The sequence below is a fragment of the Arthrobacter arnarulunnguaqae genome (assembly GCF_051262515.1).
In the GTDB taxonomy this organism is placed as follows: domain Bacteria; phylum Actinomycetota; class Actinomycetes; order Actinomycetales; family Micrococcaceae; genus Arthrobacter_N.
Window position 1 is genome coordinate 184,669 of the sequence record NZ_JBIMER010000005.1, and the last position, 11,045, is coordinate 195,713.

The 11,045-nt window shown below is 70.3% G+C and carries 11 protein-coding genes; 2 read left to right on the forward strand and 9 right to left on the reverse strand.

Annotated elements, in window-relative coordinates:
• Nucleotides 1-294 precede the first annotated feature (294 nt).
• The 4 genes from rpsN to ACHAAJ_RS07320 all read right to left on the reverse strand — a co-directional run bounded on the left by rpsN (nucleotide 295) and on the right by ACHAAJ_RS07320 (nucleotide 1,854).
• On the reverse strand, nucleotides 295-600 hold the full coding sequence (gene rpsN / locus ACHAAJ_RS07305; protein ID WP_435727335.1) for a 30S ribosomal protein S14: 306 nt from the start codon (nucleotides 598-600) through the stop codon (nucleotides 295-297).
• 5 nt (nucleotides 601-605) lie between these two features.
• A complete protein-coding gene (gene rpmG / locus ACHAAJ_RS07310) occupies nucleotides 606-773 on the reverse strand; it encodes a 50S ribosomal protein L33 (RefSeq protein WP_435727336.1) in 168 nt (55 codons plus the stop codon).
• Complete coding sequence (rpmB, locus tag ACHAAJ_RS07315; RefSeq protein ID WP_435727337.1) at nucleotides 773-1,009, reverse strand: 50S ribosomal protein L28; 237 nt, start codon at nucleotides 1,007-1,009, stop codon at nucleotides 773-775. The genes rpmG and rpmB overlap by 1 nt, the downstream gene beginning before the upstream one ends.
• 368 nt (nucleotides 1,010-1,377) lie before the next feature.
• On the reverse strand, nucleotides 1,378-1,854 hold the full coding sequence (locus ACHAAJ_RS07320) for a MarR family winged helix-turn-helix transcriptional regulator (protein WP_435727338.1): 477 nt from the start codon (nucleotides 1,852-1,854) through the stop codon (nucleotides 1,378-1,380).
• 239 nt (nucleotides 1,855-2,093) lie between these two features.
• Between ACHAAJ_RS07320 and ACHAAJ_RS07325 the strand changes: the two genes are divergently transcribed.
• Complete coding sequence (locus ACHAAJ_RS07325) at nucleotides 2,094-4,046, forward strand: acyl-CoA dehydrogenase family protein (RefSeq protein ID WP_435727340.1); 1,953 nt, start codon at nucleotides 2,094-2,096, stop codon at nucleotides 4,044-4,046.
• Between the two features lie 45 nt (nucleotides 4,047-4,091).
• Here the strand turns inward: ACHAAJ_RS07325 and ACHAAJ_RS07330 are convergent, their stop codons facing one another.
• Nucleotides 4,092-4,883, reverse strand: a complete 792-nt coding sequence (locus ACHAAJ_RS07330) for a gamma-glutamyl-gamma-aminobutyrate hydrolase family protein (protein WP_435727341.1) — start codon at nucleotides 4,881-4,883, stop codon at nucleotides 4,092-4,094.
• A 106-nt stretch (nucleotides 4,884-4,989) separates the two neighbouring features.
• Here ACHAAJ_RS07330 and ACHAAJ_RS07335 point away from each other — a divergent pair, with 106 nt between their 5' ends.
• Complete coding sequence (locus tag ACHAAJ_RS07335) at nucleotides 4,990-6,393, forward strand: aspartate aminotransferase family protein (protein WP_435727342.1); 1,404 nt, start codon at nucleotides 4,990-4,992, stop codon at nucleotides 6,391-6,393.
• 10 nt (nucleotides 6,394-6,403) lie between these two features.
• On the opposite strand, the gene ACHAAJ_RS07340 is transcribed toward ACHAAJ_RS07335, so the two are convergent.
• The 4 genes from ACHAAJ_RS07340 to ACHAAJ_RS07355 form a co-directional block, all read right to left on the reverse strand.
• Entirely contained in the window at nucleotides 6,404-7,630 is a 1,227-nt protein-coding gene (locus tag ACHAAJ_RS07340; protein ID WP_435727343.1) for an MFS transporter, read from the reverse strand.
• A 132-nt stretch (nucleotides 7,631-7,762) separates the two neighbouring features.
• Complete coding sequence (locus tag ACHAAJ_RS07345; protein ID WP_435727344.1) at nucleotides 7,763-8,905, reverse strand: baeRF2 domain-containing protein; 1,143 nt, start codon at nucleotides 8,903-8,905, stop codon at nucleotides 7,763-7,765.
• A gap of 38 nt (nucleotides 8,906-8,943) precedes the next feature.
• Entirely contained in the window at nucleotides 8,944-9,540 is a 597-nt protein-coding gene (locus tag ACHAAJ_RS07350; protein WP_435727345.1) for a GNAT family N-acetyltransferase, read from the reverse strand.
• On the reverse strand, nucleotides 9,534-10,943 hold the full coding sequence (locus ACHAAJ_RS07355) for an L-serine ammonia-lyase (protein WP_435727346.1): 1,410 nt from the start codon (nucleotides 10,941-10,943) through the stop codon (nucleotides 9,534-9,536). Before ACHAAJ_RS07355 ends, ACHAAJ_RS07350 begins: the two co-directional genes overlap by 7 nt.
• Nucleotides 10,944-11,045 lie beyond the last annotated feature (102 nt).

Consider the following 11,045-nt stretch of genomic DNA (forward strand, 5'->3'; position numbering starts at 1 on the left):
GTGATTTCCGGCGCCAATTTGGGCACCGCGGCCGCTCCGCCCGCTCCAGGCGCCGCGTCGCCGTCGGACGCTCGGGACCGGGCCCACGCCGTCGCCCGTCCTGAACACTTTCGGCTTCAAACGTCCGCATCGGCGCAGGTCGCAAGCCGTCGCACGAGGCAAACCCGCTCACGAAGGTCCGAAACCGCTCACGACGGCCCGGTTGCCCCCGCCACAGGCCCACGATCCCGCAATCCGGGCACAAAAGAGGCGAGGGCCCCTCCGGAGGGACCCTCGCCGCACGCTCGCTGGTGGTTACCAGGAAGACTTGGTGATGCCCGGAAGCTCGCCCTTGTGGGCCATGTCGCGGAAGCGGATGCGGGAGATCCCGAACTTCTGGAACGTGCCGCGGGGGCGGCCGTCGATGGCGTCGCGGTTGCGCAGGCGCACCGGCGAGGCGTTGCGGGGCAGCTTCTGCAGGCCCAGACGGGCCTCTTCGCGTGCCTCGTCGGTCGCGTTTTCGTCGACCAGGGTCTTCTTCAGCTCGGCACGTTTCGCGGCGTAGCGCTCAACGACGACCTTGCGCTGCTCGTTGCGAGCAATCTTGGACTTCTTAGCCATAGGGTTTAGCGCTCCTCTCGGAATTCAACGTGCTTGCGGATAACCGGGTCGTACTTCTTCAGGACCATGCGGTCCGGGTTGTTACGACGGTTCTTGCGCGTCACGTACGTGAATCCGGTGCCCGCGGTGGACTTGAGCTTGATGATGGGACGTACGTCCTGTGCCTTAGCCACTAGAGCTTCACACCCTTCGCAATCAGGTCGCCAACAACGCGCTCGATGCCACGCACGTCAATCGTCTTGATGCCCTTGACGGACAGCGTCAACGTGACGTTGCGGCGCAGGGACGGAACCCAGTAGCGCTTCTTCTGGATGTTCGGGTCGAACCGACGCTTGTTGCGGCGGTGCGAGTGGGAGATGCTGTGTCCGAAGCCCGGAACCGCACCTGTCACCTGGCATACAGCTGCCATGATCACTCCTCAGTAGTAGTAAAAATTGACGGTACTCGTAACAGATACAGCGCGTTGTTGCTGCCTCTGGACCTGCGTAAAGAGTCCCGCCACCAGTTGTGACACCGTTTATTACTGCGAACCTTGAAGGTAACCAGGTTGGGTGAGAACCAACCGAAGCGCCTCGCCGCGTGAAAGTACGGTGAACCTCAGGACCGGTCGAGCATTTTTCCCTACTCGGTTGATCCAGATATTCGGTATTACGGGTAAACACGCGATTTTCCCCGCCGCCCCCGAAGGAGCACGGCAGAGAACCCGCGTGACTTAACGCCTTACTATCTTAGGCCGGGCACGGCGTTATCGCAAAACCGAAGCGCACGAGGCGGGGCCTACTCCCGGAAGATCCAGTGTGCCGGGTCGATGCCGGCAATGACCTTGCGGCCGATGCGCGCTAGATCGGTCACGTCCTGGTCGCTGAGGCCGTCGAAAATCATCCGCCGCACCGACTCGACGTGCTTGGGTGCGAGGTCCTCGAGCATCTCCATCCCCTCGTCGCGCAGGTGGGCCATGGTCACGCGCGCGTCGGCGGGACTCTGGGTGCGTTCCACCCAGCCGCGGGTCTCGAGCTTCTTGACCACGTGGCTCAGCCGGGACAGCGAGGCGTTGGTCAGTCCCGCCAGTTGGCTCATCGCGAGCATCCGCCCGTCGGCCTCGGAGAGCATGGCCAGCACGTTGTAGTCGAAGAGCGTGATGCGCGCTTGCCGGTGCAGTTCGCTGTCCAGCCGGCTCGGCATGTGCATGGAAACGGCGAGGAGGGCCAGCCAGGAGTCGCGCTCCTGCGGCGAAAGCCAGCGGGGTTCGGTCATGCGTCCTAGTTTGGCATAGGGCACGCGCGGCGCCGCTCCGGATCCCCTCCACCCCAACCACCCGAAGTGGACAACACCACGGTTCGTTAACCCCCGGCAATGTCCACTTCCGGGGGTGGGGCGGAGGCATGGCCTTGGGCGCTACCAATGGGTAGCCTTGGCATCACGTGAGGGCCCCCGGCCCGGCGGGCCCCACCCCACGCGCCGCCCGCGCGGCGCACCCGCCTAGGGAGTCCGCCATGGAAAGACCCCGCACCACGGCCCGGAACGACGCCGACGTCGCCCGCGCCATCGCGGAGGAGGCCCGCGAGTCCGAATGGACCAGACCGAGCTTCGCCAAGGGCCTGTATCTGGGCCACTTCGATTGGCCGCTGGTCCACCCGCATCCCGAGCCGCCGGAGGAGGACTCGGCCCGCGGCGCCGAGTTCCTCGCCCGGCTGGCCGACGCCGTGCGCGGGTTCGACGGCGGGCTGATCGAGCGCGAATCCCGCATCCCCGACGAGTACATCCGCACGCTCGCCGAACTCGGCGTGTTCGGCATGAAGATCCCGCGCGACTACGGCGGCCTGGGCCTGACGCTCGCGGACTACGGCCGGGCCCTGATGCTCCTGGGCTCCGTCAGCCCAAGCATCGGCGCACTCGTCTCGGCCCACCTCTCGATCGGCGTGCCGGAGCCGGTCCGCATGTTCGGAACCGAGGAGCAAAAGCGCGCCTTCCTCCCGCGCTGCGCGGCCGGCGCCATCACCGCCTTCCTGCTGACCGAGAACGACGTCGGCTCCGACCCCGCGCGCATGGGCACCACGGCCACGGCGTCCGACGACGGCGAGTCCTACGTCCTCAATGGCGCCAAGCTGTGGACGACGAACGGCGTCGTGGCCGAAATCGTCGTGGTGCTGGCCGCCGTCGACCCGAGACCGCTGCCCGACGGCACCACATCCAAGGGCGGGATCACCGCCTTCGTCGTCGAGGCGGACTCCCCCGGTTTGGTCGTCGAGAACCGCAACGCGTTCATGGGCCTGAGGGGAATCGAAAACGGAGTCACCCGGTTCCGGAACGTGCGGGTCCCGTCCGCCAACCGGCTTGGACGCGAGGGGCAGGGCATGCGGATCGCCCTGAGCACGCTCAACACCGGCCGGTTGTCGCTTCCGGCCATCTGCGCGGGGGGCGGCAAGTGGGCGCTGAAGATCAGCCGCGAGTGGTCCACCGCGCGGGTGCAGTGGGGCAAGCCGATCGGCCGGCACGAGGCCGTCGGGCAGAAAATCGCCTTCATCGCGGCCACGACGTTCGCGCTCGAGTCCGTGTTCGAGCTCTCCGCGGCCCTCGCCGATTCGGGGATGAAGGACGTCCGGCTCGAGGCCGCGATCGCCAAGTTGTTCAGCTCCGAAATGGCGTGGCGGGTCGCCGACGAGCTGGTCCAGGTCCGGGGCGGCAGGGGCTACGAGACCGCAGACTCGCTGCGCGCCCGAGGAGAGCGCGCCGTGCCCGCGGAGCAGCTCCTCCGGGACCTGCGCATCAACCGAATCTTCGAGGGGTCCACGGAAATCATGCGGCTGCTGATCGCCCGCGAGGCCGTCGACGCGCACCTCAAGGCCGCCGGCGATCTCGCCGACAAGGACGCCGGGCTGGCGGACAGGGGCCGGGCGGCGGCGGGGGCATCGGGCTTCTACGCCAGGTGGTTGCCCACGCTAGCGGCGGGACCGGGCCTGTTGCCGACGTCGTACCGGGAACTCGGCGCGCTGGGGAGGCATGTCCGCTACGCCGAGCGCGCCTCCCGGCGCCTGGCCCGGCACACGTTCGCGGGCATGGCGCGCTGGCAGGCCGGCATGGAGAACCGGCAGGTCTTCCTGGGCCGGGTCGTGGACATCGGCGCCGAACTGTTCGCCATGTCCGCCTGCGTCTCCCGGGCCGAGCTGCTCCGCAAGCGCGACGGCGCGCGGGGACGGGAAGCGGCGGAACTGGCGGACGCGTTCTGCCGCCAGTCCCGCGGCCGGGTCGAGGCGCTGTTCAGGACCCTGTGGCGGAACACGGACGCCGCGGACCGCCGGCTGTCCCAGCGCGTGCTGGAGGACAGGTACGCCTGGCTGGAGGCCGGTGTCGTCGACGGGTCCGAGGGCACCGGGCCGTGGATCGCCGAATGGTCGGCCGACGGCGCCGAGCTGCCGGACCGGCGCAGGCCCTACGGCGCCCGCTGAGGCCCTGTCCGCTGGCCGGTGCACGGTCCCGTCCGCGGGGTCGCGTCAGGCCGGAACGCTGCCGACGCCGGCGCGCCGTTCGGCGCGGCGGCGGCATTCGGCGACAAACGGCTCGAGCACGGCCGCGAACTGCCCCGCGGGGGTGCCCTCGTGCTCCGGGTGCCACTGCACGGCCACCAGCCAGTCGTCGCCGGCGGGCAGCTCAATGGCCTCCACCAGGCCGTCGGGCGCGAAGGCGGACGCAACCAGCCGCTCCCCCAACGTATCGATCCCCTGGTGGTGTCCGGACATCACGTCCGCCGCGGCGCCCAGCGTCCCGGCCAGGCGCGACCCGGGCACGATCTCCACCGGGTGCGCCACCATCGCCTCGCCCGGCGAGTGGTCCTTGTGCCCCGAGTCCGGTCCGAGGTCCTCGGTAAGCGTGCCCCCGAACGCCACGTTGATCAGCTGCAGACCCCGGCAGACGCCGAAGACCGGGCGCTCCAGCGCCAGCGCCCCGAGGATCAGCGCGATCTCCAGGTCGTCGGCGCCCCGGTCCGCGTCGACGACGCTCGGGTGTCCGTCGCTGCCGTAGAGAAACGGGTCCACGTCGCCCCCGCCGAGGATCAGCGCGCCGTCGATCCCGGCGGCGTCGGCGAGGCTCCGGCGGCGCCCGTCCGCGTCCTCCGCCGCGGAGTCCAGCACGACGGCGGTGCCTCCGGCCGCCTCGACGGCGGCGGCCGCGAGCCCCGTCAAACGGACGAGATCGGCGCGGTAGGCGTAGGAATAGGCCTCCGCGGACGCCGGGAAAGACAACGCGATGACAGGTCTGGTCACGGCCTCAGGGGATGCAGTCATGCCTGTAGGGTATCCGAGCCGGACGTCACGCGGGGGATCGTGGGGCACCCTGTGGACATCCCGCTGGGTAGGGTGGCACCGAGACCCTCCGCGAAAGGAACCGCCCATGTTTTCGGAAACCGCCACCCCCGTCACGGACGCCGACATCGAGGCCGGACGCCGCGCCCACGCGCTGGACCGCGACCACGTCTTCCACTCGTGGCAGGCCCAGGGGCCGTTCAACCCCATGACGATTCTCCGCGGCGAAGGATCCCTGGTCTGGGACGGGGACGGCACCCGCCTGATCGACCTCTCGAGCCAGCTGGTGAACACGAACATCGGGCACCAGCACCCCAAGGTGGTCGCCGCCATCCAGGAGCAGGCCGGGAAGCTGTGCACGATCGCGCCGCAGCATGTCAACGACGCCCGCTCCGAGGCGGCCCGGCTCATCGCCGAGCTGACCCCCGGGGACCTGAACCACGTGTTCTTCACCAACGGCGGGGCCGAGGCCGTCGAACACGCCATCCGCATGGCGCGCCTGCACACCGGACGCAAGAAGGTCTTCTCCGCCTACCGCAGCTACCACGGCGGCACCCAGCTCGCCATCAACGCCACCGGCGACCCTCGCCGTTTCGCGAACGACGACGGCGACTCCGGCGTCGTGCACTTCCTCCCCGCGTACCGGTACCGCTCCCACTTCGGCTCCACCACCGAGGCGGAGGAGTCCGAACGCGCGCTGCGCCACCTGACGGACATGATCGAGCTCGAGGGTCCGTCCAACATCGCCGCCGTGATCCTCGAGTCCGTGCCCGGCACCGCCGGGATCTACCTTCCGCCCGCGGGCTACCTGGCCGGCGTCCGGGAGCTGACCCGCAAGTACGGGATCATGTTCATCGCGGACGAGGTCATGGCCGGCTTCGGGCGCACCGGCCGCTGGTTCGCGATCAACCACTGGGACGTCGAGCCGGACCTGCTCACCTTCGCCAAGGGCGTCAATTCCGGCTACGTGCCGCTCGGCGGCGTCGCGATGTCCGACGCCGTCTTCGACACCTTCCGCGAGCGCCCCTACCCCGGTGGACTCACCTACTCGGGCCACCCGCTCGCCTGCGCCGCCGCCGTCGCCACCATCAACGCGATGCGCGAGGAGGGCATGGTGGAGAACGCCGCCCGGCTCGGCGACGACGTCATCGGCCCGGCCCTGCGCGAGCTCGCCGCGCGCCACCCCTCGATCGGCGAGGTCCGCGGAACAGGGTGCTTCTGGGCGGTCGAACTGGTGCGGGACCGGGAAACCCGCGAGCCGCTGGCCGCCTACGGCGGCTCCTCGCCCGAGATGAACCAGGTGATCGCGGCGCTGAAGGCCGAGGGCGTGCTGCCCTTCGCCAACTTCAACCGGATCCACGTGGTCCCGCCGCTGAACATCCCCGACGACCTCCTGCGGGAGGGCCTTGCCGCCTTGGACCGCGCCCTCGACGTCGCCGACGGGTTCGTCCGCGAAGGCCAGGCGGACGCCGCGACGGGGAGGCCCGCCTAGGCTCCCCCTACTAGTCCAGGACGTAGCGGTCGCGACCGACGAGCAGGCCCGTCCACGCCTGGCCGACGGTCGCGACCGCTACGACGGCGAGCGGCCACAGCCACTCCCCCGTCCAGCCGTAGAGGGCACCGAACAGCGGTGGTCCGCCGGCCGCCAACAGGTAGCCCACCGACTGCGCCATTCCCGACAGCGCGCTGGCGTGCTGGTGCGTGCGCGCCCGGAGCCCGAACAGGGACAGCGCCAGCACCAGGGAGCTGCCGCAGCCGAACCCGATCACCAGCACCCACAGGAGCATGGCGCCGGGCGCCAGCACCAGGCCGGCGAGGCCGACGGCGGTCAGCAGGGTCGGCAAGGCCGGCGCCACGTGGCTCAACCGGCCGCGCATGAGGCGTGGCGTCAGGAGGCTGGCGGCGACACCGATGAGTTGGAAGCCCATGAGGTCCCAGCCGGATCCGGCGTCCGAGCGCCCGTAGGAGCGTTCCAGGGTGGGGAGCCAACTGATCAGGATGAAGAAGACCATCGACTGGAACCCCATGTACAGGGTGACCTGCCAGGCGAGCGCGGATCCCCACACGCTCCGGCCGCGGCCGCCGCCTGGGGCGATGGTCGGCACCGCCACGGGGATCGCGGACCCGCCCCCGTGCTTGAGCCGCGGTAGCCACACGGCCAGCACGGGAACCACGAGGATTACGAACGCGACGAGGGCGAAACGCCATCCCGCCGGGGCGCCGCCGGGCCCGATCGGGAGCCGGGACAGCGGAAAGGACAGCCCCGCGCCCAGCGACGCGACGCCGCCGAGCACGGCGGAATAGGCCCCGGTCAGCTGCGCCATCCGGTCCGGGAAGTCGCGCTTGATGATCGCCGGCAGCAACACGTTGCACACCGCGATCGCCGAGCCCAGCAGGAACGTCCCGATCCAGAGGTTGGCCAGCGCGCCCGGGACGGGGCGCAGCAGCGTTCCGGCCGCGAGCAGCAGCAGCGCCCCGAAAACGGTACGTTCGACGCCGAACCTGACCGCCAGGCCGTGCGTCAGCGAGGAGACGGTGGCGAACGCGAGGAGCGGAACCGCGGCGAGCAGCCCCAGCGCCGCGGCACCCAGCCCGGTCTCCGCGCCGATCTGGTCCAGGACGGGACCGACCGCGGTGATCACCGGGCGGAGGTTCGCGGCCACCAGCAGGACGCCGAGCATCAGCAGTGCGTTCGACCCCGCATGGGTCCCGGTGCCGGCGGTGGCCAAGGATTGCTCCTGTCGTGAGGGGCGGATGTCATGCCCATCAAACAGCACGGCCGCGCCGGCGCCAAAAGACGCCCGCGCGGCCGCGGTGCCGGGCCGTTGTTGTCGGCGCGCCGCGCCGACGGCTTTCGGGTCCTAGCCGGAGGCGTGGCCGTTCGGCCAGCGCAGCAGGGCCGCGATGGTGGCCCCCGCGGGGAGGACGCCCGGCGGGACATAGCGGATGGACGCGTCCGTCAGGGCGGCCGCCCGCAGGAGGACCTCCGGCGCCGGCCACGAACCGATGGTCTCCGCCCCTTGACCGTCGGATCCCTCCGTCGCCAGCCAGGGCTCCGCCGCCAGCGCCAGCAGCGAATGGTCGTCCTGGAACTCGGACACGACGACGGTCTCCGCCTGGGCGCGCTGCAGCGCGGCCACGACCTCCTCGAAGCCGAGGACGGCTCCGGGATGGTCGCCGTTGGCGCGGTTTCCGATCTTCTCCGTCAGCTGGTTGATGTCGTCGGCCAGCACCTCGGAGACGCGGGCGTCCACCGCCTTCGCCACGGTGTCCTGGTCCGCCCCTCCGGTGCGGGTGTGCTGGTCCAGTTCCGTGGTGAGCGCACGCGTCGCCTCCGCCAGCTGGCTGTGCACGAGTTCCCGTGCCTTCACGTCCCCGGACAACACCACGAGCCGCGCGCGGTTCTCGCGCACGACCTCGTCGATGTGCTTGGCCAGTTCGTCCGCGTTCCGGCGCCAGATCTCCTCCGTCTGCGCCCGGTTCTGCGGTTCGTTGTACGCGCCCGGGACGCGCCGTGCGTGGTGGGCCTCCTCCGGGTCTCCGGAGACGCTGCGCTGTTCGTGCACGCCCGGAGCGGCGGAGTGGAGCAGGCGTACCTCACCGCCGTCGCGCCCGACCTCGGCCGTGACGTAGGCGAACTGGCCGCCGCGGGCGCGTGCCAGCGGCACCAGGTTGGGGAACGGACCGCACTCGACGCGGGGGTCCCCGGCCTCGTGCCCCTGGACCAACTCGTCGAGCACCACCTCGCCGTTGTTCACCGCGACGAAACGGGCCACGGGCGACGGGACGCCATCCGCGGGGCGCATGGCCGACCGCATGGCCTCGACGTCGCCGGGCTTGGCCTGCTGGCTGGACAACAGTTGCGCGACGGATTCGGGCAGCCGGTCGGCGGCCTCCTGGGCCCCCGCCGTGCCGAGGGACGCGTCCACGAAGGCGGTGCACCAGGGCCCGTCCTTGCGGTACAACGTGGCATCGATTCCGTTGGAACCTGCCCTATTTGCCATGGGGAAACTCCTTCCCACACGGCTGCACAGCCGTGTGCCTACTGGATCCGTTCGTTCACCGTAGCACCGGGCCACGCTGGCCGAAAGGGGGGACCATCCACCCTCGCGGGCAAGCGTAAACGCAAGTCAGCGGGGGTTTTGATCCAGTATCGGCGCTTGGCGGCACCGGGCATGATGTCAATCGTGTCCTCGAGGAGGCCGCCGGCGGCCTCGATGGTCCGGATGGACGCGGCGTTGTCGTCGTCGCAGGTGACCAGGACCTCGGACAGGCCCAAACCGGCCGCCACGTCCAACGCCGAGCGCAGGAGCCCTCCGGCGTGGCCGCGCCGGCGCGCACCCGGCCGGACGGCGTATCCGACGTGCCCGCCGATGACCGCCAGATGGCCCGTGAGCTCGTGGCGGACGGACACGCGGCCCACCAGCGCGCCGTCGGCGACGGCCACCCGGAAGGTGTGCGGTACCTGTCTCGGGCCCAGGCGTTCGCCCCGCTCCTGGGCCGCAAGCAGGGTCAGATACGCGTCCCAGTCGTCGCCGTCGTCGTACCCGAGCAGGAAATCGAAGCCCTCGGCGGCGAGTTCCCCGTGGGCCGCAAGCGCCTGCTCCCGGTCCTCCGGGAGCAGTGGCCGGATCAGCATTCGACGACGTTGACCGCCAACCCGCCGAGGGCCGTCTCCTTGTACTTCGAGCTCATGTCCTTGCCGGTCTCGCGCATGGTGATGATGACCTCGTCGAGGGACACGCGGTGCTCGCCGTCGCCCATGAGCGCCATCTTGGCCGCGTTGATGGCCTTCGAGGCGGCGATCGCGTTGCGCTCGATGCACGGGATCTGCACCAGCCCGCCGATCGGATCGCACGTGAGACCCAGGTTGTGCTCCATGGCGATCTCGGCGGCGTTCTCCACCTGCGCGGGCGAACCGCCCAGGATCTCCGCGAGTCCGGCGGCGGCCATCGACGACGCGGACCCCACCTCGCCCTGGCAGCCCACCTCGGCGCCGGAGATCGAGGCCTGTTCCTTGTAGAGGACGCCGACGGCCGCGGACGCGAGCAGGAACTTGACGATCACGTCCTCCTTGTCCGCCTGCGTGGCCCAGCCGATGCCGGGGGAATAGTGCGTTGCGTAGAACATGACGGCGGGGATGATCCCGGCGGCGCCGTTCGTCGGCGCCGTGACCACGCGTCCGCCCGAGGCGTTCTCCTCGTTCACGGCCAGCGCGACGAGGTTGACCCACTCCTGCCAGTACTTGGGGTCGCGGTCCTTGTCCTCCTTGGCCAGGCGCTCGTGCCAGTCCGGCGCCCGACGGCGGACCTTCAGTCCGCCGGGAAGCAGGCCCTCGCGCTCCAGCGCGGAATCCTTGGAGTCCTCCATCACGGACCAGATGTGCAGCAGGCCGGCGCGGATCTCCTCCTTGGAGCGGGTGGCCATCTCGTTGGCCAGCATGACCTCGCTGATCGTCAGGCCGGTGTCCCGGCAGTGGCCGAGCAGTTCGACGGCGGTGCGGAAGGGGTAGGGAACCACGCTCAGGTCCTGCTCGATCTCCTCGACGACGGCGTCCTCCTCGCCCTCGCGCACGATGAAGCCGCCACCGACCGAGAAGTACGTCTCGTCCAACAGGACGCCGCCATCGGCGTCGAGGGCCTGCATGCGCATGCCATTGGTGTGCCGGGGCAGGACGGTGAGCGGGTGCTGGACCATATCCGGCACGCCGTAGTCCAGGTCGCGGCGGGCACCGAGTTCGGCGCAGAGGCGCAGTTTGCCCGAGGCTTCCTGGTCGGCGATCCGTTCGTCCACCTGGGAGGGAAGGATCAGCTCGGGCTGGTAGCCCTCGAGGCCCAGCATGACGGCCGTGAACGTGCCGTGGCCGCGGCCGGTGGCCGCGAGGGAGCCGTAGAGGTCGACGCGCAGGCCCTCGGTGCGTTCGGCGAGGCCCTGTTGGGCCAGGCCCTCGGCGAACCGGTAGGCGGCGCGCATCGGCCCGACGGTGTGGGAGCTCGACGGGCCGATGCCGACGGAGAAGAGATCGAAAACGCTGATGGCCATGGGGTGGTTCCTCTGTGGTTGGTGAGGGGAAGGCGACGGGCCCGGGAAAGCCGTCCCGGGCCCGTCGCCTGTAACGGCCCCGACGGGCCCGCCGTTTAGGCG